Origin of the sequence: Collinsella aerofaciens, from assembly GCF_901212495.1 — a bacterium.
GTDB classification, from domain to species: Bacteria; Actinomycetota; Coriobacteriia; order Coriobacteriales; family Coriobacteriaceae; genus Collinsella; species Collinsella aerofaciens_H.
Map to the genome: position 1 here is coordinate 1 of NZ_CAAKNY010000002.1, position 26,040 is coordinate 26,040.

Here is a 26,040-nt window from a genome sequence, read left to right on the forward strand (position 1 = left end):
TAGTCGTTGGGGACGTTCTTAAACGACTAGCTGTTGGGGGACACTCTTTCGCCACCCGGCAGCTGGGGACGTTCCTTTCCTGCCGGCACTTGGGGACAGTCCCTAACTGCCGGCAGGAAAGAAATGTCCCCAAAGGCCGGCATATTGGGACAGTCTTTGCCAACCCGACCGGCAGACCGGCGAATCGGCAAAGACTGTCCCCGATGGCTGGTCGTTTAAGTCTGTCCCCAATGACTACTCTTGGTCGTTTAAGTCTGTCCCCAATGAGTGCCCCGATGGCTAGACGGCTAGGCGCGGGATTTGGCGTGTGAGAGGGCGAGGCCTACGGCGGCGATGGCGGCGGCAAAGAGCACCGTGATGCCCAGGTCGCAGGCGATGTCGCCCAACACGGCAGACGTCAAATCCGAGGCAAGCGCCTTGTTGATCGCGTCGCTCACCCAATATGTCGGCACAAAGTGCGCCACGGTCTGCACGGCCGAGCCCATCATCGAAAGCGGCATCCAGGCACCGCCCAAAAACGTCATGAGCAAGCCAAGCAGGTTGCCCACACCGTTGAGCAGCTCTTCGCGCGCACCCAGGCTCGAAAGGGCAAAGCCAACGGCCAGCGGCGTGCACGCCAGGGCAAACGTCGCCGCCAGCGCCAGGCACACGCGACCCACACCGACCTCGGCAACCGCGCCGGCAAAGCCCACGACGCCCATCATGCTCGACACAAGCCAGATACAGACGGTGAGCACGGCGGCGGCCGCGAACACGGCAAGCGAACGCCGGCGCTCGGGGATTGGGCCGGCATCCATACGACGCACGCGCTCGGGCTCGTTCATGCCCGAAAGCACCAGCCCCACCGACACGATGACCGACGAGATGATCGCGTACGCACCAAAGTTGAAATACGACTCGAGTGTGGCGGCGGCAGTCGAGTCGACCTTGACCCGCTCAATCTCGACCTCGGCACGCTTGGCGGCGGCATGCTCAGCGGCCTTGGCGACACTGCCGTTAGAGGCGACGGGCTCCAGGGCCGCCGCAGCCCCCGCGAGCGAGATCCACCGCGAGGCCTCGGCAGACGAAAGCGCTGCCGCCATGGTGCCGGAGCCGTAGGTCACGTCGAGTTTGGGCAGGGCCTCCCCCGCACGGGCGGCCGCGATCAGGTCGTCCTCAAACCCCTCCGGGATAAAGAACACGCAATCGGCGTGACCCTTGGCGCCGTTGCTCTTGGAGAGCGCGTCCGCAAGATCGTATGTGTCGTCGCCGACGCCCGTGACCAGGTCAAAGCGCGACCCCAAGTGCTTGGTAAGCGCCCGCGAAAGATCGCTGTCGTCGCGGTCGACCACGACCACGTTGGCATCGCAAGGCTTGTAGTCGGTGAGCTGCGACGAGTTCGAGCTCACCGATGCCGCGATAAACACACCCAGCAGTGAAAGAAACACCGTATAGATGAGCAGGTAGAGCGGGTGCGCGAGCGCCATGCGAAGCGCAGTCTTAAAGGTGCTCATAGCGGCTCCTTCCAAAGATTAGCGATGCGGCGGTGACAAACACCAGGGCCATGAGGACCAGCGCGCCGGCGCGAACGGCAAAGGGTCCCAGATCCTCAAAGAAATACAGACGGTTGAACATGTCGCAGATGAGCTTGACAGGATTGAGCCAGCACTCGGCCGGGCAGGCGCGGGCGACGTCGTCGGCAAGTCCCATCGCCGGCACGCCGTAGAGGCCGGCGAACAGGGCGCACGTGGTGGCAAAGCCCGTGAGGATGCCGGACTTGGACGCCTTGCCGCCCTTAACGGGAAGCGTGCCCACAAAGAGCCCCAAGCCCGTGGCGGCTAGCGCGGACACAGCGCCACCTACCAGGCACAGCCCCTCGCGCCCGCCAAAGTCGACACCGACCACCAGGCGCACGTAGCCGATCGCAACCGCTATCGAGGCAAAGGAGACCAGCCATGATCCCACAAAGATGCCGGCCAGCGACGCCGTCTTGGAAAGGCCGCCCACGCAGCGACGCGTGCCGAGGCCGGACAGATTGGGCTGCAAATCGACGACGCTCAAAGCGGCAAACTCAGCAGACATCATCGCGACCAGGCCAAAGAGTGCGAAATAGTAGATGGTCGTAGCGTCGGGCGTGGTGCGCGTAAGGCTCACGCGACGGGCGCCGCCCTCGAGCGATAGGGCGCGCGCAACCGCCTCCGGATCGGTAAGCGCCGCCGGGTTGTCCTGGGCAATCTGGCGCATGAGCTCGGCATTTTGCGTATACGAGCTTGCCACCGTCTCCAGAATGCTGCGGTCGGCGAGCACCGACGTCGCACGCGAGCTGTCATAACTCGAAAGCAACGTGAGCCTGGGTGCGCCCGCATCGTCGACCGTATAGATGCCCGCGACCTCGCCGGCCTTGAGTGCTTTGCGCGCGGCTGCCAAATCTTTGTACTCGCTCACATCGAGCAGCTGGTCGTCACCTTCCTTGGCAAGCGACGTCGCAACGTCCTTAAAGGTCGAAGCGTCCCAGGCCTCGTCCGCCACGACGGCAACCGGCACCGGGTCGATCTTACCGTCGGAGCTGAGGTTCACAAACATAAACATAAACATCGTGGAAAGCGCGATGGGAAAGACCGCGCTCCAGACCCACGTGCTCGGCCGGCGCAGCAGCGTCTTGACCGTGGTGATGATGGTGTTGAACATGGCCGCCCCCTAGTCGCGCAGCTCGCGGCCGGTGATCTCGAGAAACACGTCGTTGAGGGTCGGCGGTTCGCTCCATACGCGGCCGAGCGCCACGTCGGCGGCGCGCAACGTGTCGAGGATGTCAACCAGATTGTGCGGGCTCGCTTCGCAGGTGCAGACGAGCTCGCCGTCGGACAGCTCAACCGAAAGCACGTGCTCGAGGGCGCGCAGTCGCTCGACCGTGGCGGGCTCGACGGCGCCGACCTCGACGGTCACGCGCTCGCCCATCTGAATCATGCGCTTGAGCTCGTCGTTGGTGCCCTGCGCCAGCACGCGCCCGCCGTCCATGATCATGATGCGGCTGCAAATCTGCTCGACTTCCTCCATGTAATGGCTGGTATACACCACCGTAGCGCCCTCGTCGCGCAGGCGGCAGATGCCCCCCAGGATGGCGTTGCGGCTCTGGGGGTCGACCGCCACCGTGGGCTCGTCAAAAAAGATGAGCTCGGGCTTGTGCGCGATACCGCAGGCAATGTTGAGCCGGCGCGCCAGACCGCCCGAGAGCTTACCGGGGCGAAACTTGGCAAAGTCGCCCAGCCCGACAAAGTCGATCGCCTCGTCCACCAGCGCGCGGCGGCGCTTGCGGTCGCTGACGTAAAGGCTGCAGAAATAGTCGATGTTCTCGCGCACCGTGAGCTCGTTGAACACCGCAACTTGCTGCGGGACCACGCCGATGCGACGCTTGAGGTCATAACGCGTGGGCGTCATGGGCTCGCCGAACAGCTCGATGGTGCCTTTGTCGTAGGCGAGCAGCTGCAAAATGCAGTTGATGGACGTGGTCTTGCCCGAGCCGTTGGGGCCCAGCAGGCCAAAGATCTCGCCGGGAGCGATGCTCAGGTTAAAGTGGTCGAGCGCAATAAGATCGTCATAGCGCTTGACGAGGTTTTCGACATGGACGATGTCTGTCATGAGGAAGCCCTTCTGTCGGTCGTGGTCTGGTACGGCTGCATCATCGCAGGAGCCGCCGGCGCGCACCAGTGAGCTTTGTCACGAGTGCAGCGCCAACAGAACCGGCATCGCCACGGGACAAAGCAATCAGATGTGTTTGTCCCAAATCTTAAGTAAGTGGGGCCTGCATTTCTGATCACTTTGACCCGTCCGCGCCGTAGCAATCACTAGCTAAAACAGCTCCACCTCATCCCGCAAGAACTGCTCAACCGAAACGTTACGATCGCCCACAATCATCGGCTTCGCCTGAGGGTTCTGCGCCAAAAACTCAGTCATACCGCTCTTGGACACGCGGCCGCTTTTAACCTCGATCGCCGCAAGGGCGTCATCGCCGCGCTTCGCCACAAAGTCCACCTCGAGATTACCCTCACGCCACCAATACAGCTCAAAGCCTTCTGTTTGAGCACGCGCGATGAGCCGGGCGCCCACCGCAGTTTCGACCAAATGCCCTCGCAGGGCAGAATCAGCCAACAAGTCACCCGCCCCGCGCCACATCGAGAACATTAATGAGGGATCATGCACAAGCAGTCGCGGCGAGCTTGCCCTCGACCTCACCTGTTTGGCGTCGTATTTTTGCAACCCGCTCATCATGCCCGCCTTGGACAGCAGGTCAAGATAATGACGCACGGTATCAGTGTTTCCCTTATCGTCGAGCTGCCCCAGCAGTTTTCGATACGATATCTCCTGCGCCGAATACTGCGCACCCAGCTCAAAGAGGGCTCGCATGAGCGCCGGCTTGCGTACGTCCTCCATCTGCAATACGTCACGCGAAATCGTCGATTCCACGATCGAATCGCGCATATACTCTCGCCAACGATTGACATCGCTCTTGAGAATCGCGGCACCCGGATACCCGCCAAACATCAGATAATCCTCGAAGCTATAGCCAAACGCCTCGGACATCTCGGAGAGACTCCAATGCGTCGAACGCAGTAGCTCAAATCGCCCCGCAAGCGATTCGGTCAGCCCACTGCCGAGAAGCAAGCTCGACGAACCGAACAGCACCACGAGAAGCTTGGTGTCGTTCCAAGAGTCTTCGTCCCACAGGGCCTTGACCGTCTCGGACCAACCCGTAACTTTTTGTATCTCGTCGAGCACGAGGATGGCACGCGAACCATTACTTGTCAGCTGCCGAGCCTGGCGCCACTCAAGGTCGATCCAATCCCCCGCGAGCTCGCGCGACGAGTCGGCACTCGCCACGCGACACGGAAGCCCGCAAGCCTTGACCGCCTGCTTGATGGCCGTGGTCTTGCCAGTTTGTCTGGGGCCCATAACCACCTGAATAAAGGAACGCGGCCCCATGAGTCTTTGCTGTAACACGGTCGATATCTTGCGCCTATACACCTAGAGCCTCTTTTTGATAAATCTATCTAGCAAAAATAATAGCTGTATCTAGCAAAAATGATAGATACAACTATCAAAAATGCTCAGGTGAAATGATTGTCGGCGAGATTTAGTCGCGGTCCCCTTGCTGTGACAAATGTCACGGTTGCTCCTGACGGCGCCTCCCCCACGCGCGCCATCGCGTACAATACCCGTATGAACAGGCTATTCGACAAATCGATCGTGCTGGCGTGCTGCATCGCGGCCGCCTTGGGCCTTGCTGTGGATGCTCGCTTGGTCGCGGCGTTTTGCCTTGGCGTTGTCATCGCCGCACTGGCCGAAGTCGTGCAGGGAAACCGCGCCCGCCGTGCGAACGAGGCCGTGAGCTACGCTTACATCATCGCGGCCGTCTTTGTGCCGTCCTTTGTGCCGTTTGCGCCCCTCGCCTTCTACGACATCGCGCAGCATGTGCGCCGCGAGCACGCATGGCCCGCACTGGGCGTGGCCACCACTTTTGTCTTCGCGCTCGTTGCGGATTATCGCGCGGGCACGCTTCCCGCCCGCGCGCTGCTGCTGACCGCCATCCTTTCGGTCGCCGCCACCTTACTATCGCTGCGCACCGCCCAGCTGGAGCGCGAGCAGGAGCGTATGCGCCGCACCCGCGACGAGCTGCAGGAACGAGCCCTGGCATTGGAGGCGCGCAACCGCGATCTTGCGGACCGCCAGGACTACGAAGTCGAGCTCGCGACACTCGCCGAACGCGCCCGCATCGCGCGCGAGATTCACGATAACGTCGGGCACCAGCTCACGCGCGCCTCACTGCAGGCCGAAGCCCTGTGCGTGGTCCACGCCAATGAACCCGGCGTCGCCGCCGATTTCGCCGATGTCAAACGCACGGTCGATGAGGCGCTCCAGCTCGTACGCGCCAGCGTCCATGCGCTCAACGACAACGCCGTCGACCTTTCCGTGCAGCTCGAACGCATTGTTGAAGGCGCGCGCTCGGACGGCGGTCCGCAGATTGAGCTTGAGGTTTTGGCCGAGCATGCACCCGCCAACGTCGCCAATTGCTTTGCGGCGATCCTGCGCGAGGCGCTCTCCAACACCATGCGTCACGCCCGTGCTCAGAACGTTACCGTGCGGTGCATGGAACATCCGTCGTTTTACCAGCTCGTCGTTTCCGACGACGGAACGGGAGCGACCAAGACAAACAGCCGAGGCATCGCAGAAGGCATGGGGCTCGGCTCCATGCGCGAACGCGTCGAGGCGCTTGGCGGGACCTTTACCGCCGGGCCGCGCGCCGGCGCCGGCGGCTGGCGTGTGTTTGCCACTGTTCCCAAACAGCAAGGAGATGACGCCCGATGAGGCTCATAGTCGTCGACGATGACCGCCTGGTGGTCGATTCGCTCAAGATTATCCTGGGTGCCCAGCCGCAGATCGAGGTGGTGGGTACCGGCGCCAACGGCAACGACGCGGTGGCGCTCTACACCGAGCGCGCACCCGACATCGCGCTGCTCGACATTCAGATGCCGGGGCGCGACGGCCTTTCGGCGGCCCGCGAGATCCTCGAGTACGACCCCACGGCACGCGTGGTGTTCCTGACCACGTTTTCGGATGACGAGTACATTGTGTCGGCGCTCAAACTGGGTGCCCGCGGCTATCTGATCAAAACCGATGTCGCCGCCATTCCGCCAGCGTTGACGCAGGTCATGAATGGCAAACGCGTACTCGAGGGCAAGGCGATCGAGGATATCGATTTTGATGGAACGGATGTTGAGGCCGGCACGCCCCGCCGGCCCGCAGCCTTTGCCGGCCTGACCGACCGCGAGTTCGAGGTCGCCGAGCTCATCGCCCGCGGACTCGACAACAAGGAGATTGCCGCCACCGCCTATATGGGCGAAGGCACCGTGCGAAACCACATCAGCTCGATCCTGGCCAAAATGGGCCTACGCAACCGCACCCAAATCGCCATTGCCTACCTGCGCGGATAGCCACCGGCCCAGCAATCCGGCGGGACAAATTAATCAGATTTATTTGTCCCAAATCTTAAGAAAACGGGACAAACACTACTGATTACTTAGTCCCATTGCTGCCACCGATTTAATGTCATTTCAAAACTATGCCGGTTTACGGGGCTGGAGTCAGAACCCTCATCCATACCCGCTATTTTTGAAAAATGGCAGACCGTCTACCTGCGGTTTTAATTTCGCGATTTTCGGTATGGTCGAGGGTTCGCAATCCAGCCCCGTAAACCGGCATAGTTTTGTTCGCGGTGGCCTGACCGCACGCTCAAACGTGGGGCCGGTGGGGCATTTTTGCCCCGCCGGCCCCTGTTCCAGCTCTATTCCAGCGCTATTCCGGTTTGGTTTCTACCGTGGGAGTCTTGTCCGCCGCGACCGGGGTGCGGGCGGTGTCCATACTCAGGCAGCGCTTGGGGCAGCTTTCGATGCATTCGCCGCACACCACGCAAGCGTACGGGTCGATCGACCAGGTGCCGCGCTTGCGATCGACCACGAGCGCGCCCGCCGGACAGCGACGTGCGCACATGCCGCAGCAGATGCACGCGTCCATGTCATTGACGATATGCCCGCGCAGGCGCTCGGGCGCCGCCAGCTTCTCCTGCGGATAGCACACCGTGACCGGCTGCTTGACCATAGAACCCAAGGCCGTCTTGGCAAATGTCAGCAAACTCATGCCGCGCCTACCTTTCCGTGCAGCTAATGCAGGGGTCGATGGCCAGGATAATCATGGGCACGTTGGCAAGGAGCACGCCCTGCAGCGCATGCGTCAGACCCGCTAGGTTTTGCGACGTCGGCGTTCGCACGCGAAAACGGTCCAGGTTCTTGGTGCCGTTGCCGCGCACATAGTAATACGCCTCGCCGCGCGGCTGCTCAATCACAACCTCGCCGCGAGCGCCGTCGGCCGGCGTAAGCTTGGTGCGCCCGCCGATACCGTCGTGCGGGATCTTGCCCACAAGCTCCTTGATGATGTCCATGGCCTGCGTGACCTCGGCGCAACGCACCTGGCAGCGGGCATAGCAGTCGCCGTCGGTCGCCACGATGGGCTCAAACGCGGCCAGATCCGCATAGGCACCGTCGCCGAACATGCGCACGTCGTAATCCACGCCCGAGGCGCGCCCGAACGGGCCGACCATCGACAGATCCAGCGCGTCCTTCTTGCTGATCACGCCCACGCCGTGCAGGCGCTCGCCGCAGCTGTCGTCATCCAAAAACGTATGCACGAGGGCCTCGTAGTCGGGACGCATGGCATCGAGCGTCCGGACAATACCCGCCAGCTCGGAGTCCTCGATGTCGTGCTTAAGGCCGCCGATCTCGTTGATCGACAGAATCACGCGGCCGCCGCACGTACTCTCGAAGATCTTGAGAATCTGCTCGCGCAGCGTCCACGAACGGTAGAACAGCGCCTCGAAGCCAAAGGCATCGGCGAGCAGGCCCAGCCACAGCAGATGCGAGTGAATGCGCGAAAGCTCATGCAAAATGGTGCGGATATACTGCACGCGGCCGGGCACCTCGATGTCGAGCATACGCTCGCAGGCGCTGGCATAGCCGCAGCTATGACCCACGGCGCAGATACCGCAGATGCGCTCGGCGATGTAGCCAAACTGGTGCATGTCGCGCTTTTCGGTGAGCTTCTCGAGTCCGCGGTGCACAAAGCCGATCTGAGGAATTGCCTCGATGACGCGGTCGTCCTCGAGCACTAGGTCCAAGTGAAGCGGCTCGGGCAGCACCGGGTGCTGCGGGCCAAACGGAATAACGGAGCGATGTGCCATGGACCCTATGCCTCCTTTTTCTGCTTGTCGCGGGCGGCCTTGGCGGCAAGCGCCGCGCGGACCTTGGCCGCTTTCTCGGGATCCATGGCGGCAAGCTTTGCCTCCATCTCAGCAGCCTTGAGCGCGGCCTTCTCAGCAGCCTCGTCATGCTGAGCATCGGAGCCGGCAGCCGCAGCGGGCTGGACGGCAGCAACGCTCGCAGCATCGCCGACACCCGCGGCGCCCTCCCCCGCAGCCGCAGCGGCGACCTTCTCGGCAGCAGCCTTGCGCGCTTTGGCCTCGGCGGCGGCGCGGACCTTCATGGCCTTCTCACGCGCGGCTTTCACCTCGGGTGTGATAACGCTCATGGGTTCGGCAGTCGAGACCTGGTAAAAAAAGCCCTTAAAGTCAATCTGCATGTCGGTAATGGCAAGACCAAACAGGTCGTGGGCCTCATTTTCAAACGGGAACACCGCCGGATAATACGAGCTGATGGACGGAATCTCCTGATATTGGTCGATGCCCTCGACTACCAGGTTCTCAATCGCATAGCTGCCGTCCTGTGCAATATGCTCCTGAGCAGCACGAACATTGATAAACGTATAGACCAGGCGATACGATCCGTCGTCCACACAGCGCTCGGCATGCATCTGCACAAAGCGCGCGCCGGCACCCTTGAGCGCCTGCACATGCGCCAGGAGCTCGTCGATCCCGACGGTGGTATAGATTGCCTTTTGCATTACTCGGCCTCCTTTGCAGCGGCGGGCACACCGTCAGCCGTGCCTGCGTCGACACCGGCCCCGGCGCCCGCAGCAGCTACAAACCCGTCGTCGCTCAGCTCAACGCCACCGTCCCAGGTTGCGGCGCCGCCCACGGTAAGCGGATCGCCGCCAGCACGCATCACGGCCTCCTTCTGATCAAGGATGCCGCACGCCTCCACGATGGCATCGATCACGGTCTCGGGACGAATGGCGCACCCGGGCGCGTACACGTCCACGGGAATCGCGCGGTCCACGCCGCCGATCACGTTGTAGGCATCGCGGAACACGCCACCTGAGCACGCGCAGATACCGCACGCCACCACACACTTGGGCTCGAGCATCTGGTTGTAGATCTGGCGCACGACGGGCAGGTTCTGCGCGTTGACCGAACCCGTCACCAAAAAGATATCCGCGTGCTTGGGGTTGCCGGTGTTGACCACACCAAAGCGCTCCGCATCGAACAGCGGCGTGAGCGAGGCCAGCACCTCGATATCGCATCCGTTGCAGCTCGAGCCGTCGTAATGAATAACCCACGGCGAGCGCGACATTTTATGATCCATGGATGCCGCCTCCTAAATAAACACGTCGACGAGGATGGGCATAAGGTTGAGCAGGCCAAACACCAGCGCCACGCCCCAGCCGAGCTTAAAGCAGCTGCGCCAGGTGCTGCGGGCGAAGGTGTTATCGATCAGCACCTCGACAAAATACGTCGCGGCCATCACGACCAGGGCAACGACCCAGCTCACCGGGTTATCCCAGACAAAGAACATGCCCACCCACATCAAAAACAGCACGGTCTCGCACCAGTGCATGAGGGTCATCTTGGCCAGCGTGCCGCCGCTCATCTCGGTGGCGACGCCCTGGACGATCTCCTGATGCGCGTGATGCGAGTACGAAAGGTCAAACGGCGACTTGCGCAGCTTGATGGTAAGCACCGCGAGCAGCGCAAGGAAAATGGGCGCGCTGTACATGATGATGGGGGTCGACTGCCCCGTCACGGCGATGGAATCGAAGCTATCGGTAGCGAGATACAGGCCCACGCTCATCAGCAGAACGGCGGGCTCGTAGCTCATAACCTGCAGTAGCTCGCGGTCGGCACCGACCTGCGCAAACGGGCTTTGCGTCGAGGCGGACGCCAGCACCACAAAGATCGCGGCGAGCGTCACCATGAAGGCGCACAGCAGCGTGTTGGAACCCGACACAAAGATGCCGCCGCCTACCACGGTAAAGATGAGCGCACATGCCATATAGGTATCGTCCATGGTGTTTACGCTGGCGGGGGCCTTGCGCAGGAGCTTGGCAACATCGTAGAACGGTTGCAGCAAGCGCGGGCCCACGCGGCCCTGCATGCGGGCCGAAAGTTTGCGGTCAACGCCGTCGATCAGGCCACCCACAAGCGGCGCGACCAGGGCAAACGCCACGGTGCCTATAAAGATGCCCACGACACCCGAGCCTTCGAAATACTTGCCGCGCAGCACCGAGGGCGCGCTCATGGCAAGCCGCTCGGGTCCAATCCACGCGCAGCACAGCAGTGCAAACAGGATAATGGCGCAGCACACGACGCTACCCGCGGGGCCAATGCGCTTCTCGCCAAGAGCGTCCTCCAGGTACCAATTGCGCTTTTCGGCCTTTACCTCGTGACCCATCGAGCCGCGGAAATGGCGGTAATTGTCGGTTCCCACACCCGAAAGATATACGTTTACGTGCGGTTTGTTGCTCACGCGGAACGACGTCAGCAGCACCACGGCGATAAACGCCACGATGACCACCATCAGATACATGGCGTCCTTGCCAATAACGTACGGCACGCGGCCAAACACCATGGCCAGGTAAGGCGACACCAGACCGCTCGAGATGAGCGGGAAGGCCACACAGCACAGAATCAGTAGCGCGGCGATGGTGTTGAGCGCTATCCATTCGGTCTTATGGACATTGACCTCAACGTTTTGAGCCGTGGGGTCGACGCCCGAAAGCTTGGCCAGCCATTTACCCCAGAAGAAGAACGTCGCGGCCGAGCCAAAGGCAAGTACCATGATCATGAGCACATTGCCGGTCTGCGCGAACGCCACCAGGGCACCCCACTTGGACACGAGCATGCCAAACGGCGCCACGAACATGCCCATGATGCCCAGCATCATCAGGCGCGTCAGGCGCGGCATGCGGCTGAACATACCGTCTATGTCCTCGATATTGCGGCTGCCGATATGATGCTCGGCCGTGCCCACGCACAGGAACAGCAGCGACTTGGCCACCGTGTGGAACAGGATCAGGAAGATGGCCGCCCATACGGCCTCGGGCGCGCCGACACCCAAGCAGGCGCTGATGAGGCCCAGGTTGGAAATGGTGGAATACGCGAGCACGCGTTTGGCGTTGCTCTGTGAGATCGCCATAAGGGCGGCGAGCAAAAACGTGATGGCACCCACACTCGTGACCATAAAGCCGGTCACGGGATAGATGGCATAGAGCGGGCTCAGCTTGACCATCAGGAACACACCGGCTTTGACCATGGTTGACGAGTGCAGCAGGGCACTCGTGGGCGTGGGGGCAACCATGGCACCGAGCAGCCAAGTGTGGAACGGCATCTGTGCGGCCTTGGTGAGTGCGGCGAGCGACAGCAGGACGACCGGCATCACCAGCAGCGCGGACTGCGCGGTACCGGCGCCGGAAAGCTCGATCATGCCCGAGATGGTCAGCGGCATGCCGTTAACGTGCAGGTACATGAGTCCGGCCAAAAACGCGATGCCGCCCAGCATGTTGAGGATGATCTGGGTAAAGGCGTTTTTGATGGCTTCGGGCGTGCGCGTATAGCCAATCATAAGGAACGAGCACACGGTGGTGATTTCCCAGCCGCAGAACAACCACTCCAGGTTATCACTCGTCACGATGACGAACATGGCCGAGAGGAACAGGAACATGAGCGCCAGAAACTGCGGGCGACGGTCGGGCGCGGTCCGTCCGCGCAGCGCCGCCTCGTGCTCATCGTGGACCTGGAAGTCCTTCATGTAGCCCAGGGCGTACACGCAGATCAGGCTGCCGACGATGCCGACGGCAAGCACCATGATCACACTCATGTAGTCCAGGTAGAGCGGGGTGGCGGTGACGACCTCGGCCGCGGGCAACGTCATGGCCGCAAAGGCAACCGAGCCCACCAGCTGCACCACGCCGGGCACCGTGGCGAGCGTGCTCTTAAATTTGCGCGCGTTGTACAGGATGACGGCGCACAGGATGACATCGATGGCGGAGCTGATGATCGAGAGCACGTGCGAGGTGCCCGGTGCCACCTCGAAGCTCTGCGGGCCCGCGCAAAAGAATAAAACGGCGACTACAACCGTCACCGCCATAATGATGCCGGCGCCTATGAGTCCCACCGCATCGCGGGCGCGGTCACCGCGCGCGAGCAGCATGCCCAGCGCCGGTACCAGCGGAAACAGGGTAAGGAAATACAGCAATGTCATACCATCACTTCCCCATGCAAAAACGCTGCAATTGTTTAACGTTATAGCTCAGCTGAGGAGTGGCAGCGGCGGGTTTTCGGTCAACTGGGGCGTTTTAGGCGTACGGGGTAGGGGCACGTCCGCTCTGGAGTAGAGAGGCGACGCTCCCCCTATCGCAGCGACGAGCGCGCGGGCCACTGAGCGCGGTTTATTAACCACTTTGGAGGATGTTCCAGTAGGCTCGCGGCGGTCCAAAAGGTTGGCGCGGCAAGAAAAATGCGCCCCTGTGGGCGCACCCTCTTGCTACTCTGCCTGCTTAACGCGCGGCTTGCGACCGCGCGGCTTATCGACCAGTGCGGCCTCGCCGCCATCGCGATACTGACGACACCAAGCCTTGACCGAAGACTCGCTGGGAATCTTGTGCTTGATCATTGCCTCGCGAACCGTCAGGCCGTTTTCCAGACGATCCTTTACCACGGCAAGCTTGACGTCATACGAATACGTGCGGTGATGCGAGCCCGCGTTGAGCACGGCGTCGGCACCACCCACGGCATATGCGCGAGCCCACTGACGAGCCGTGGCCTGGGGAATGCCGAGCTCCGCGGCGAGGGCACGATGACCGACCCCCTCTTGGAGGACCTCGACGGCGCGCTGCCTAACCTCGGGCGCATGCGTGCGAGTCCTTGTTGCCTCTGACATACCTGCCACTTCTTAGCCCTAAACGTTTACCTGTTTTCTCACGTTCATGTTAGATAGTAGCATTTTGCTGTTTGCGCGTAGCAGTTAATTGAAAATCGCAATTTTGCTATCTGGGCATTTAGAGCAATTTGCGGATATTTTTTAGCATTTATTTACGCTGGTGGTTAGCGCACGGCTGAACGGCGAAAGCCTGTCGACTAAATTGGTACCCGTTTGGCAGTTCCATGCTGGAGGGTAATTATAACCCCTCGTCAACCCGCATCCACTTTGTCAGCTTTCCACTTGCTTTCCAGCTTCCCAGCTCACTTCCCAGCTTTCCACCTTAGGTGGCAAGTTAAGTGGAAAGCTGGAAAGCTAGTGAGAAGCGGAAACACCTTCCTCCGACGGCGGATGGACAGTTAGTTCAGATACGTATTTTTTGACGGCGCCGAAGCTGCACCCCGGCCCCCTGAGAGGGCCCGCCGGCGATCATTCGCATGTAAATCGAGTCCATTCGGCCACCAAATCGTAGTTTTGGGCTGCTTATTGCTTCAAAACGTGCGTCAGGAGCGTCTACCGGGGTCTGGATTTATACGTATTTGAACTAACTGTCCAGAGAGGTCGTCAGCGAGTCCGCACGAGCAAGAAGGGGGGCGGCAACCGGGTGGTTGCCGCCCCCTTGCATAGCTAGTTGGTCTTGGCCTCGTGGGGAATGCCCTCAGTGTTGATGCGCGCCAGCGTGTACGTCACGTAGTCGGAGTTCGCATAGCCGGTGAGGTTGCTGACGTTGGCCGGCTTGTCCTCGACACCGTTGCCGGTCATGCGTGCCGTAAGCACCAAGCGGTAGTTTGCATAGGTCCGCCCTGCCTTCTCAACATCGGTGTTCACCTTAACGCGGAAGGCATGCTTAAAGGCAAGGCTATTGCCGTCGCGCGTGGCGAACGCGCCGCCATTCCCCTTGCTATCAGTAAATACGTAGTTCTTGCCATCGGCGCTCAAAGAGCCGGTAACCAACTTGTCGCTACCGAGCACCGTAATGTAGCTTGAGATGTTATCGACCGCAGCATAACTGCCATCATTCTGGCGTTTCTCCAAGCTCAGCGTGTACTTCACCGTGCTGGCGTTGGAGATCATGGCCTCGGCGCCCGCGAGCTTGGAGAAATCATACGTCCCCACCAGAGCGATCTCGCCGTCGGCGGACTTGAGGTCATCGATGTTGATGCCCAGCTGCGACTTCTTTGAAGCCTCGAGCGCAATAGTCGATGAGCCCACATCCATGCGGTAGTATCCAGCGCGACCATCATTGTATGCCGAGTTGCTACTGGTGCTGAGCGTGTCAGCATGCGTAGAGAGGTACGCACGGTAGTTTGGCTTTGTGTACTTATCTCTGCCGCTATTCTGCGAAGCGATAATACCAGCCTGGCACGCAGGCTCCGTCATGGTTAGAGTCGCATTCATGGTGATGGTGAACTTGCTGCCATGACTCTTGGCAATCTCGCGAATGCCGGAGAGATCGATGGCATTACCGTTAGCATCGGCAAGCACAAGCGACATGTCGCCGCCCGTTGCAGACCAGTCTTTGGCAGCAATCGCCGGCGTTTCCGTCGTGCCGGCATCAGTCCACTTAGAACCATCCCACGTGTAGTAGTTGTTCCCCACCATCACGTAGAACGAATACGTGCCCTGGGTTCCAGTCGGGTAGCCATGCGCGCCCGCAGCGCCGCTGCCCTGGTAGTTCACGAGCGAAGAATCCAGCTGGTAGTACAGCGCATCGGTAGTCGTATATTCCTGCTCGCCAAACGTGACGGTGTCGTCCACATCCATATCCAGCCGATAGGTCGTTCCTCTCACGGCCATCTGGTTGGTGCCCGATTTGTTGTCCACCAAATTATGCTGGAAGTTCGTGGCAACGCTATACGTCGAGGCGGTGTTCTCGTGCGAGTCCTTCGTCTCATCTTTATTACGAAGCGTGTAGTTAAGATGCGTGTTCACGCTTGTCTTAACCGATGTACCGGTATATCCGTTGACGCTGGCCGAGCCCTTTGGCGTGCGAACAACAAGATAGAAGCTCTCACTCTTGGGCTGCTCGCCGGCCTTCTTCTTGGGAACCGTCAAGCTGTAGAACGGTTTCTTATCCGTATCGGTCTTTACGCGGTAGTAGTCGTTGCCGATCTTCGCGCCAGCAATACCGGCTAGTTCGGCTTCGGTCTTCTCGCCCTTCTCCTTATTAGTCAGCTTAACCCACGTGCCGTCGTCCGCTTCTGTTGCCGTCGCGCCCATGGTCTCGCTGAGCCACTGCTCCGTATAGTGATTTCCGCTGGAGTCCTCAAAGTCCGTCAGCGCAACCGATGCGCAGGATCCTCCCTCGGGCACCGTGTAGTGATATTCCTTGTTATTGTGCGCCATATCCACGAGCGTCAGCTGCGCGCCCACAGGCAGCGCCCCCTTTTTTCCGCCGAACTCAATGCGCTTGTTAAGCGGCCTCATGTCGCCGCCGCTTGCCAGGTGCGTATTCCAGCCATACTCCGTCTCCTGGGCATACGCCTTGTTGTATGCCCAGGTAAGATAGCCCGTCATAGTCTCGCCGCTGCTAATGAGCACGTGCTTGTCGTACTTGGTGCTGTAGTCGGCGCTGTTGAAGTTCGAGCCCTCGGAATACGTTGCCGTAAAGTTAATCTCGAGCACGCGCTTGACGATGATGGGCACCATAACCTTGTAGCTCTGGCCGGCCTCGGTAAAGGTGACGGTGAGCAGGTTGAAGCGGCCCTTGCCGTTATCCCAGTTGGAGTTAGCACTGATCGACAAAGAAGATCCGCTGCCCTTAACGTCGAGCGCCTGGTCGGCAACATTGGTTTGCTTTACAAAGACACCGTTCTTGAGCTGGAACACGTCGACCGTTGCCGAAACGTGCGATCCTCCTGCGTTCAGGCGCAGCGCATCCGAATAACCACCGTTGGTAACAATGTTGAGATAGTCCTTAACGGTATCCGAGTCGTTGCCCGAAAGAACAAGGACATCGGGGTCGCTGCTTACCTGCGCGGAATTGGTGTCATTGTTCGCGCTGAACTTACCGGCACTGGAGGATGAGTAGTTCGAGGTATTTTGATAGGCGCCATCTTTATCGATGCCGCCGATGTTGGTGTAGGTGTAGCGGCCGGTGACATTCTTCCTCGCTTCATCCTGGATAGTCGATGCACCAGAAACGTTCACACCGTCACCGAACAGATAACGATCGGTGGTGTCGTTGTCGGAGGCACGCACCGCCAGCTTGCTCACGGGGCTCGTGGTCACGTAGGGCGAAACAGCTGCAGTCGTGCTGTCGGCCGCATCAGCGCCGTACAGCGTTTTGCTCGTTTCCGACTCAGTATGCGTGTCATTAGTAAGCGTGTCATTATAGTCACCAAACGCGATATACGACTTCTTGTTTACGTTGGCGACGGCGCTGTCATTGAAATACTTAATCGGTTTTTGAGCCGCAGAATTGTCAGACCGATCCTTAAGTATGATATCGACGCCCGCGGCGTAGAGGCCTTTGAAGTCAGCCGCATACTGCGCGGTATCGCCCAACAAGAAGCCCTGACCGCCCGGCTGCTTAAAATCGTTTTCGCGAATTAGAACGTTAGCAATCTTAATTGTGCCGGAAGCGGCACCGACAATGCCACCGGAATGATTTCTCAGGTTTCCATCACTATGGCTCCACGTTGAATTAAGCGTTCCGAACGAGCAGTTCCGCACGGTCGCATTCGTAACGATAACATTGGTTGCACCCTGGCCTTGGCAGTTTCCAAGGATGCCGCCACAACGAGCGCCATCAAATTGCACGCCATCGACAGTGATATTGTTGACACTCAGCGTGTTTCCATTTGATGTTGCCCCCACAAGGCCACCAGCATGCTCGGTTACGCCCATGCGAATCTTTTCAACCGTACAAGAATTAAGTGTCACGTTATTTCCTGTCGATCCAATAATGCCTCCCGTGCTTGTGGCATACGAATTGACAGTATTTGCCACCGCGTGCAAAGAGCCAAAGTAAGTGGGCGCTTCTTCCGAGGCCTGATTGGTTGATGTCACCTTAACGCGATTAATATTAGAAGCATAGGTTACCGTGCGTCCCGCAATTCCGCCCACGCCAAGCGCCTTGTGGTTAACAACAAGGGACACATCTTTGATCGTTGCCACCTGGCTCGCATTTTCGCCCTGCCCGGTATTCACAACTAGAGCACCTCCCGTAAGGCCGAAGATGCCTCCAGCAGTGCTGCCCGTATCCTGCGAATCGCCTGCCTTCTCAACAACGTAAATAGTCGAACTATCGGCAACGGTTTTGTCTTTCGACACCCACATGCCGCAGGTGCCCGAATTGATATATCCTACAAATCCGGCAGCATTTGAACGTGCGCTAACGGCAATTCCACTGTATGAGCAGTCATAAAGCTGCACTGGAGAGGATGTTCCTCCGTAATTCACAATCGAACCGTTGGCGCCATCGGTACTACGTTTCATAAGGCCGGCACTTCCGATGAGGCCACCGGCCATGCAGCCTCCAGATACAGCGCTGTCAGAAATGCTTACATTTTTGAACACGCCATAGGCGACCCCGTCCGAGCCTCCCTGATTTGCAGTTGAGCCCGCAAGGCAGCCAGCCCCCACCCAACTGCTTTTTGTATTGCTCGTCGACTTGGATTGCTCTTTCCCACTCAAAGATACATAGGCAAGCGAAATATTGCAGTCGTTGAAGTTGAGATTGTTTACGTTTGCGTTGCCATTTGCTTCGACGCTTCCTTTATTGAATGCACTCGAGTAGAACTTGATAGTGCTGAACAGGCCACCTACGCCCGCCACACAGTAGTCGTCATCCACGTATTCGCGCGTGTTGTTCGACACTTTGATTGTTGCGCCGTTGCCGCTAACAGTGGCGATACCGGGAGTAATGAAATCTTTATCATTGACCTTTTTGTCGGTCGCACATGCATTTGAGTAATAGCGGCCCGAAAGGCCCAAGAAACCCGAGCCATAATCCCTCATGTCATAGGGCAGCACGCCCTGCTCAAACTTCAGATCCATGCCGCAAACGCCCATCGCGCACACATAGCCCGTGCGCCAATCGGTTGCATATTTCTTCACCAAATAGGGCGAATTAACATCTTCTCCGTCTCGGCCGTCTAATGCGCCTTGGTATGCCTGGTTACCCGGCGCCTTAAGATCGTCATTGATCGAGATCTCGAAATCGCCCGCCGCAACATCGGCAGGCTTTCCAACCGCAGTGTAGCTCGCGTTGCGAACCTTACCATACCGCTCATTTCCGAACTTGTATCCCGTTGAGGGAATATCACCATGGACGCTACTGCCCTCATATGCATGCGACCCGCGATACGTGCCTTTGCCGCCTTCCGCCACATCGGTGTGAGCAGCACCAGCGCCCGCACCGCTATTGATGATGGCAGACAGCACGAGCAGGCCCTGTGAATCTTTGACTGTGGTTTGCGGAGCATTGTTGTTTTGCCGACTGACATTCCAGCTGTATTTCTTATACGTATCGACTGTGGTTACGCAGCCGGTGTCGTTCACGTTGAGCTCGTTAATCTTGTAGTTAGCGTCACCGTTTTCAACCTTACAGCCCTCGCTAAAGGCATAGCCATCAATCACGCGACCAACGTAAGGGTTGTCGTACAGCCGGAAGTTACCCGTTCCAAGACCCTGCGATTTGTTGCTGGTTCCAGCGCGCCAAGATGCCCCCGACATCTTGCGGAAGATCACACCGCCGCCCGCGATGGCGCCGACGTAACCGCCGATGGGAACAAGATATGGCTTAGTTCCGCCACCGGCAACCGTAAAGCCGGTTGTGGGGTTATCGGCCGTTGTCCCATTCACGACCGCACCATCGATAATGTTGTCGCCGCCAAGGATGCAGCCGATAACGCCACCAAAAAACGCCGTCGGAACGCCGTCGGAATCCTTGGCGGAATACGTAATAGTCGCCTGCGCGTTCACATAGTTGATGTTGAGGCTGCGCACAACGCTGCCGTAGCTATAGGGAATAAGGCCGCGAAGCGAGCCCTCGTTATTCGCTATCTTGATGGTTGCGTTTTTATGATCACTGCCAAGGTTACCAACGATGACGCCCCTAAACGGGTTGGCTCTATTTCCAAAACCGCCAAATGATGCGCCGTCGAGAGTGATCGTATTGCCCTCAGCAGGCTCGATGCTGTAATACGCGCTCTGCATATAGCGGTGCATGGTTTCGTCGCTCAGCGTCGGTGTGGAATCGGTCGACGCGTCTCCGGTCTTCTTCTCCCATTTATTATCGGTACCGTTCGCCTGCTTGTAGACGTACGTAACCTCATTGTTGGTCGAGTGATCGCTGCTGCGGCGCGTGCAGAGCCTACCCTGGTCGGCGACAATGGTGACCTCCCAGCCATCAAGCGCCGTCATGTTATTAATGTAGTTGGCAATGGCATTCATCTCCGCCGCGTTTGTGACGGAATAAGGATCGCCGTAGGTACCACATCCCGTTACCAGCTTTGGAATGCGCTGGTTGACCCTAATTTCGTGGTACTGAACGCCAGGCTCGTCGGCTTTTCCCTTATAAACATAAGGAAGGAAGTCACCAAACACGGGGGCATCGACATTCGCCGTCTTATCCCCAGCCTTCACCAAACCATTAGGGGTGTCATACGTCGCTTCGTCGTAATACCAAAGCTGCTTGCCGGAGTATTCCTTACCCTTTGCATCGATTTCGCTTCCGTACGTCACCATTCCGGCATTGGCATCGGCCTTAGTAAAGGTGTAATCCGCAGAGCCCGTGCCCGTACTTTTGTAGCCAAAGCTCTCCAGCAGGCTCGCATGGGTGAAAATCATATTGCCATTTTGGCTGGGCAAGCTGATTCGCTCAAACTTTGCCGTCACCTGATCGGCCTCACTGCCTACACCAAGCTTTCCGAACAGCGACGTAGCCGCCTTGGTGCCACTCGTGTACCCAGTAGTCTTGATGTTCTTCGCGTTCAGGCTCACGTACTTCTACATCTCGTTGATGAGCAGAGGCATATAGGCGTTAGCGTCCGTGGCGCTGTTGGCGCCGTCGACAATCAGATTGTTGAGCGTAAGGCCGTCGATTGAGATCTTTCTAATCTTGGTGCCATTGCCGTCGCTGGACCCATACACGTAGCGGCACACGAGTGCGCCCGATGAGCTTCCGCCCGCGCCAATAGCGTCAGTAGAGCTCTTTGCGTCATTGATAACGGGCCCAACGGTACCACCCAAAGTGACACGATTTACCGTGAGATCGCCGTTTGCCACCGTTCGAAAAAGACCGCAGTGCATGTTCTCGTGCTGGGTGGCATCGGAGTTTAGCTTGTTGCCATTCTGCTCGGCCTTGATCTCGGAGTAATAGAAGGTGATGGCCGCATTATTAACCGTCACGTTTCCGATCGGTTGAGTAGGATAGTAGCTGTAGCCGGCCAAATCGATTGTGCCGGTTATGGTTATGGAACCATCAAGCCCTGTCGTACCATCGGGAACGATTGTCGAACGAATACCGGCGGGAGCATAGCAGAAAGCAGACCATAAGAGCAGCTTGTCCGCTGTATTGATTTGGCCGCCGCTAAAGCCGCCTTTACACCTATCATAGGCTCTGTCGAGGTTGTAGAAGTAGCGGGTATTGCCGTTCGTTTTGTGACTTTGGCCGAAAGTCGAGCGGTTCCGGTAGCTGTTGTCATGTGTGGCATCGCCGTCCATGTCCAGCTTGTCATTCTGCGTGTGCAGCGAAACGACCGTGTTCCAGTCGGCGTCCATGAGTTTGCTGCCTTTGTTTGGTTTTACACCGCTGCCAACCCATTCATCGAAAGACGTTACACCCGGCGCAACGATGGACCCCTCGCCGCTGGGCACCCTATAGGCGGTCTCCCAATAAGCCCTGTCCTCCAAGTACAGACCTATGTAGTTCTCGACGCCATATGTCGTCTTATTATCCACCTTGCAGCCACGACAAACCAGAACGCCGAGCGTCTGGGCGGCGTCTGCATGAATGGTTGTGCCCGAGAGATCGATGGCGTAGTTGTTGATAATCCAGTGACCACTGGCTGCGTATACGAGGCCGCCGACCTCGGTAGAGTCGTTTGCAGTTACAGTCGTGTCGTTAGAAGTTTTGAGGGCATAGGTGCTGTCGCTGTTGTTCACGGCAGTATTGCCAATGGTAACGGTAGTTTTGCCCCAGCTGTAGCCCAAAAGGCCACCGGTGCCCTTGAGCGCATCACCGTTCCTACCGACTTTCATCTTGAACGCGCTGAATGAAAGGCCCGAAATGTTCACATACTTATCAGCTGAGCCGACTATTTCCCCTGCATTGTAGGCACTCTGTGCGATGCAGCCGATAAGACCGCCGACCTGGGCGATCTTGCCGCCGGCGCAATCGCCGGTTTTGATTTCGCCGCCGACTTCGAGGCCCGCAACATTGAATGTCGAGGCATAGTCGCTCACATAGCCGACGGCGCCACCAACGCGCATATTGCCGTTAAGCGTTCTAGCCGCAGTGATGGTCGCTTGGGCCTTGCTGTTACCCTGAAGCGTAACCGTGGAAGCTGCCGACACGCTGCCCGCAATTCCACCAACGTTCACATCATTAGCCAACGTATCATCGCACGCGATATTCGTTTTGCACGTTGCACCAGACAGCGTCAGACCACCCGCAACGGTACCCGCAAGCGATCCGGCATCAATGCCCACGCCGTTATCGAACTTCATTGAGCCCGCGATGGTGACGTTGGAGACGGTTGCGCCGTTGATTGCTGCGAACAAGCCCAGGCGGCCGTGGCGGTAGATTTTGCCGTTGCCGGCACTGATGTCGTCGGCGCCCAGAGGGGCGTTCCCGCGCTTGCCGTACGCCTCGCCGACGGCAAGTTTGATCGTACCGTCTCCATTCAACGCACCCGAGAAAACTTGCGAATTGCTTGCGCGGTCCTGCGTGAAGCCCGTCAGACCTGTGCCGGCGAGGTCAATTGTGCCGTTCACCGTAATGGTCGAGGACTGTAGGCCATTCAGATTTTTTTCGGTAACGCCGTTAACCATCGAGTAGTAGCCGTTGGTTTGCCAAGTAATCGCAAGCTTGGCGAAATCCTCAGCTGTGGTTAGGGCGTAGGCACCGTTGGTCTGCGCCAACGATGCCGGCAAGGTCAGCTTATGAGTGCTGGGATCAAGCGTAATAAAACTATCGCCCAGGCGAATAACCTCGCCGTAGGTCGCGATGTCATCCGTCTTCGAGGCCTTGTTGCTGCGCTTGTAGGTCCAACCCGTAGTGCCTTCGTCGGCTACGTTGCCGTTAGAGCCATCGCCGACAGCAAAGATCAGAGCGTTATTGTTTTCGTATACAAGCTGGCCCGTCGTGGCGTTCTCGGCAAAACTTGCGCCCGACAGGTCCGTGATGCCGCTGAACTTGATTACGGCATTCCATGCGGAGCCCGCAATGCCAGCTGCACGATTCTTTACTGCACCACCAATGGCCTTATCACTTGTAAGCGTAAAGTCACGCACGTCGAGCGCGTTGCGCGTGTCGACAACACCCACGGCGCCACCGAACTTTCCGGTATCCGTTCGCGCCGAAGCGTCTCCCTTGCACGCAACCGTCACGCCGTTAAGCACGACAGCAACAGGCTGCGAGTTGGGATTCGCACTATCGCCAACATAGCCAACAACGCCGCCTGCGTCGGACAGCTCGCTCGCAAGGTCAAACGCAATTGAGCACGTTTTCTTATCTGCATCCTTTTCAACAACAAAGGCGCGCAGCGCCCCATCGACGCCCGTAGCCATCGCGAACACCTTGCCGACAAGGCCGCCGTAGCTGCCGCTAACACCGCCACCTTTTCCTGAGGCGAGCTTGCTCTTATACGTTCCGCCCTACACCACGATGTCGCCAGTAGAAATATCCGCCACGCCAAAGAGGGCGCCGGCGCGCTGAGACGCACCAAGCGTCACAAGGTCGCCTAAGTCGAACATGTTGGGCTTAACGGTAAATCCCCGCGCAAAGCTCACGTCGCCGATGATGCCGCCAGAACAAGCGCTGCCCTCATCGCCAACGCCGCGCGCCGGTTTAATTGTTACGTCAGCAGCAATGGCGAGCGTGAGGTGGGCTGCCTTACCGATAAGACCGCCGCTAGCAGCCCTGCCTTTGACGCTAAAAGCAGAGAGGTCAATATTGCCGTTAATGGCCACGGTCGCGCCGTTGCCGCAGACGCCGATAAGTCCGCCAGCGCTTGTACCGTCCTTGGTCGTCTGGATAGTCGGGTCCCCACTGTAAGTGCCCGGAAGCGCTAGCTTCTCAACGGAAAGAGACGCAGCATCTGCAAGAGTATTCACAAGCAGGCCAGCATTATCGGTTTTAGATTGGATATTAATGGCAAGGGTCTCGTTGCCTTTCGCCGCATAGTTCACGTCGAGTCTGAGTTCTCCCGACACGGAACCCAAAAGCGGCGAAGACAGGGTGGCCGCAGTGATGTCAACTGCCAGCTTATGGTGCCCGCCGTTAATCGTCGTCGCAACAACGGGATCGCTGGTCGTACCCTCCCAAGTGAGCGCAAGCGTCATATCCGTGGACAGCTCAACATTATTAAACAGGGGCCTATTTAAAACGATAGGAGAGGTCCCCAAGTCAAAGCTCCCCTTAAAAGGCGTGTTCTGGGCACCAAGGCCCAAGAAGGAAAGGGCCTTACCGTCAGCCGCCGTCACCGTGTTACATAGATTGAGGCCCGATCCCGTCGCGCCGCCCTTCGTGAGAGCCGCATCCTGGTAAATGGCGGGATCGACGTTGGAGAGCTTAATCAGATCCTCGCTGGTTCCAATGGTGACTTTGGTTACCTTATCGCCTTCGACAGTAACATTGGCATCACCAATAGCGTCTTTCAGCTTATCAACCGTGCTGTACTCATACGTGGTGTTTGCCTGTGCAGCGGCATCTGCGTCCGCGTCATTCATCTGCTCTTCGTCGGTGGTACCGTCATCGGCAGTTGCATCGTCTTGGGATGCGTCGCCTTCCGTTGAGGCAGCGCCACCGCCGGCTCCATCGGTCGTGGAATCCTGCGACTCGCCGGCGTTGGTTGAGCCGTTGCCGTCCTCGGTAGTGCCCGTATCGGCGCCCGGGGTCGCCGCGGTGTCATCAGAGGTAGCCTGGTCGGCATCTTGCAGCGCGGTGGCCACGGCATCCTGTACGGAGCGCGCCGTCTTGCCCGCGGCACGCGCGGCGGAGACAGACGCCTCCATAACGGCGTCGAGCTCTTGCGCGAACACCTCTGTGGAGGGCGCGAGCGCCTGGAAAATCATGATTGCAGTCAGGCATGCGGTTGTTATGCGCTTTGCCGTTCTCATCTGATCCTACCTCGTTCTATCTCATGGCCCGTGCGGGGTCTCAAAATCTATGCTTGCGGCTTGTTCTACGCGGCCTTGCACTCTACAACGATGTCGCCCCAGTTGCCGGGTGCATCCTTCGCACGGTAGAAGGTAATAATCTCCGACCCGGGATTCATGGTGAACGTGACCGACCTGTCACTTTTATTTTCGGTCGCGCCGGAATGATTCATCACAAAAAACGGGTCAAGCTCAACCTTATCGCCCCATATAAGCTTGACTTTTGTTGGGGAACCTGTAACGGTCACGCGATAGTTGTAGGCGTCAAAGCTGCCAATGTTCTTGCCTTTATCGACACACTCGCCCGAAACGCCCGAGGCCGTTACCTCCGCGCGCTCGGCAGGCGCAATCTTGGCCGCGAGCCATTTAAGGTTGGTTCCGGGGCTGTCGGGGCCGACCTTGGCCTTGACCGTGAAGGACGCTGTGTTGAGGTCATCTTTGTCAAACGTAACCGTATAGGTATACATGGTTGCCTTGTTGGCAGGGAAGGAAAGATCGACCGGGCCGCTCGTCGTCAGCGCGGGTGTACCGTTAACACTCCAAGTACCCGTCGTGCCCGTCGCCCTCACGCTCAGTGTCGCATTGACATCCTTGTCATTAACCTTGTTCTTGTCGCCCAACAGATGGTTGTAAATGCGGAAGGTAAAGGAGCAGGTTTTCTTACCCGTATCGGTGTCGACGACGACGCTTCGGACGGCAATCTCCCCGTCATCCAGGCTCTCGTTTGTGTAACCCGCAAGCATGTCCGAGGCAAACAGCGCCTGCGACGTGCCCGAAACAGCAACCGACTTAAGGAAGTCGCCCGCCAAAAAGGCCGTGTAGGTAAGGTAAGTACCCGTCGCAATCGCGATAGCGCACAGCAGCACCGCAACCGCCCACAGACGCTTGCGCACTTTGGTAACAGGGGGCGCCGACTCCACCAAGCAAGACTTCGCCTTAGAATCATCAACCTGCGCAAAGTGTTTGCCAACAGGCCTTGCGATTTCATTTTGCTCGTTCTTGTCTTTGCTCATCTGGTGCCCCTCCCTTCCTGCTA

General features: G+C 58.6%; 16 protein-coding genes. 2 read left to right on the plus strand and 14 right to left on the minus strand.

Going from position 1 to position 26,040, the window contains the following annotated elements:
- Positions 1–287: 287 nt before the first annotated feature.
- From SFLMC1_RS00030 to SFLMC1_RS00045, 4 genes are all read right to left on the minus strand, one after another.
- Entirely contained in the window at positions 288–1,493 is a 1,206-nt protein-coding gene (locus SFLMC1_RS00030) for an ABC transporter permease (RefSeq protein ID WP_152074483.1), read from the minus strand.
- Entirely contained in the window at positions 1,480–2,667 is a 1,188-nt protein-coding gene (locus SFLMC1_RS00035) for an ABC transporter permease (RefSeq protein WP_152074482.1), read from the minus strand. Before SFLMC1_RS00035 ends, SFLMC1_RS00030 begins: the two co-directional genes overlap by 14 nt.
- 9 nt (positions 2,668–2,676) lie before the next feature.
- Positions 2,677–3,615 carry an ATP-binding cassette domain-containing protein gene (locus SFLMC1_RS00040; RefSeq protein ID WP_152074481.1) on the minus strand — a complete coding sequence of 313 codons (939 nt, stop codon included), beginning with the start codon at positions 3,613–3,615 and terminating at the stop codon, positions 2,677–2,679.
- 210 nt (positions 3,616–3,825) lie between these two features.
- Positions 3,826–4,974, minus strand: coding sequence for an ATP-binding protein (locus SFLMC1_RS00045; protein ID WP_226814280.1), 1,149 nt, complete (start codon positions 4,972–4,974; stop codon positions 3,826–3,828).
- Positions 4,975–5,127: 153 nt separating this feature from the next.
- Here SFLMC1_RS00045 and SFLMC1_RS00050 point away from each other — a divergent pair, with 153 nt between their 5' ends.
- Entirely contained in the window at positions 5,128–6,339 is a 1,212-nt protein-coding gene (locus SFLMC1_RS00050) for a sensor histidine kinase (RefSeq protein WP_152074480.1), read from the plus strand.
- Positions 6,336–6,965: a response regulator gene (locus tag SFLMC1_RS00055; RefSeq protein WP_152074479.1), complete on the plus strand. Its 630-nt coding sequence runs from the start codon at positions 6,336–6,338 to the stop codon at positions 6,963–6,965. Before SFLMC1_RS00050 ends, SFLMC1_RS00055 begins: the two co-directional genes overlap by 4 nt.
- Before the next feature lie 361 nt (positions 6,966–7,326).
- Here the strand turns inward: SFLMC1_RS00055 and SFLMC1_RS00060 are convergent, their stop codons facing one another.
- From SFLMC1_RS00060 to SFLMC1_RS00105, 10 genes are all read right to left on the minus strand, one after another.
- Entirely contained in the window at positions 7,327–7,668 is a 342-nt protein-coding gene (locus SFLMC1_RS00060; RefSeq protein ID WP_152074478.1) for a 4Fe-4S dicluster domain-containing protein, read from the minus strand.
- A gap of 7 nt (positions 7,669–7,675) precedes the next feature.
- Positions 7,676–8,764: a nickel-dependent hydrogenase large subunit gene (locus SFLMC1_RS00065; protein WP_152074477.1), complete on the minus strand. Its 1,089-nt coding sequence runs from the start codon at positions 8,762–8,764 to the stop codon at positions 7,676–7,678.
- Positions 8,765–8,769: 5 nt separating this feature from the next.
- Positions 8,770–9,483: an NADH-quinone oxidoreductase subunit C gene (locus SFLMC1_RS00070; RefSeq protein WP_152074476.1), complete on the minus strand. Its 714-nt coding sequence runs from the start codon at positions 9,481–9,483 to the stop codon at positions 8,770–8,772.
- On the minus strand, positions 9,483–10,064 hold the full coding sequence (locus SFLMC1_RS00075; protein ID WP_152074475.1) for an NADH-quinone oxidoreductase subunit B family protein: 582 nt from the start codon (positions 10,062–10,064) through the stop codon (positions 9,483–9,485). The genes SFLMC1_RS00070 and SFLMC1_RS00075 overlap by 1 nt, the downstream gene beginning before the upstream one ends.
- Positions 10,065–10,076: 12 nt before the next feature.
- Positions 10,077–12,959, minus strand: coding sequence for a proton-conducting transporter membrane subunit (locus SFLMC1_RS00080; protein ID WP_152074474.1), 2,883 nt, complete (start codon positions 12,957–12,959; stop codon positions 10,077–10,079).
- A 282-nt stretch (positions 12,960–13,241) separates the two neighbouring features.
- On the minus strand, positions 13,242–13,637 hold the full coding sequence (locus SFLMC1_RS00085) for a helix-turn-helix domain-containing protein (RefSeq protein ID WP_152074473.1): 396 nt from the start codon (positions 13,635–13,637) through the stop codon (positions 13,242–13,244).
- Positions 13,638–14,303: 666 nt separating this feature from the next.
- Complete coding sequence (locus tag SFLMC1_RS00090; protein ID WP_152074472.1) at positions 14,304–20,624, minus strand: hypothetical protein; 6,321 nt, start codon at positions 20,622–20,624, stop codon at positions 14,304–14,306.
- A gap of 6 nt (positions 20,625–20,630) precedes the next feature.
- The gene (locus tag SFLMC1_RS00095) at positions 20,631–23,414 is read right to left on the minus strand and encodes a hypothetical protein (RefSeq protein WP_152074471.1); all 2,784 of its coding nucleotides are present in this window, start codon (positions 23,412–23,414) and stop codon (positions 20,631–20,633) included.
- An 87-nt stretch (positions 23,415–23,501) separates the two neighbouring features.
- Positions 23,502–24,965 carry a hypothetical protein gene (locus tag SFLMC1_RS00100; protein WP_152074470.1) on the minus strand — a complete coding sequence of 488 codons (1,464 nt, stop codon included), beginning with the start codon at positions 24,963–24,965 and terminating at the stop codon, positions 23,502–23,504.
- Between the two features lie 65 nt (positions 24,966–25,030).
- A complete protein-coding gene (locus SFLMC1_RS00105; protein WP_152074469.1) occupies positions 25,031–26,017 on the minus strand; it encodes a hypothetical protein in 987 nt (328 codons plus the stop codon).
- Between the last annotated feature and the right edge of the window lie 23 nt (positions 26,018–26,040).

Coding starts and splice junctions, on each gene's coding strand:
- SFLMC1_RS00030 (WP_152074483.1), bottom strand. CDS start 1,493: ATGAGCACCTTTAAGACTGCGCTTCGCATGGCGCTCGCGCACCCGCTC.
- SFLMC1_RS00035 (WP_152074482.1), bottom strand. CDS start 2,667: ATGTTCAACACCATCATCACCACGGTCAAGACGCTGCTGCGCCGGCCG.
- SFLMC1_RS00040 (WP_152074481.1), bottom strand. CDS start 3,615: ATGACAGACATCGTCCATGTCGAAAACCTCGTCAAGCGCTATGACGAT.
- SFLMC1_RS00055 (WP_152074479.1), top strand. CDS start 6,336: ATGAGGCTCATAGTCGTCGACGATGACCGCCTGGTGGTCGATTCGCTC.
- SFLMC1_RS00060 (WP_152074478.1), bottom strand. CDS start 7,668: ATGAGTTTGCTGACATTTGCCAAGACGGCCTTGGGTTCTATGGTCAAG.
- SFLMC1_RS00065 (WP_152074477.1), bottom strand. CDS start 8,764: ATGGCACATCGCTCCGTTATTCCGTTTGGCCCGCAGCACCCGGTGCTG.
- SFLMC1_RS00070 (WP_152074476.1), bottom strand. CDS start 9,483: ATGCAAAAGGCAATCTATACCACCGTCGGGATCGACGAGCTCCTGGCG.
- SFLMC1_RS00075 (WP_152074475.1), bottom strand. CDS start 10,064: ATGGATCATAAAATGTCGCGCTCGCCGTGGGTTATTCATTACGACGGC.
- SFLMC1_RS00080 (WP_152074474.1), bottom strand. CDS start 12,959: ATGACATTGCTGTATTTCCTTACCCTGTTTCCGCTGGTACCGGCGCTG.
- SFLMC1_RS00085 (WP_152074473.1), bottom strand. CDS start 13,637: ATGTCAGAGGCAACAAGGACTCGCACGCATGCGCCCGAGGTTAGGCAG.
- SFLMC1_RS00095 (WP_152074471.1), bottom strand. CDS start 23,414: ATGGCTACGGGCGTCGATGGGGCGCTGCGCGCCTTTGTTGTTGAAAAG.
- SFLMC1_RS00100 (WP_152074470.1), bottom strand. CDS start 24,965: ATGAGAACGGCAAAGCGCATAACAACCGCATGCCTGACTGCAATCATG.
- SFLMC1_RS00105 (WP_152074469.1), bottom strand. CDS start 26,017: ATGAGCAAAGACAAGAACGAGCAAAATGAAATCGCAAGGCCTGTTGGC.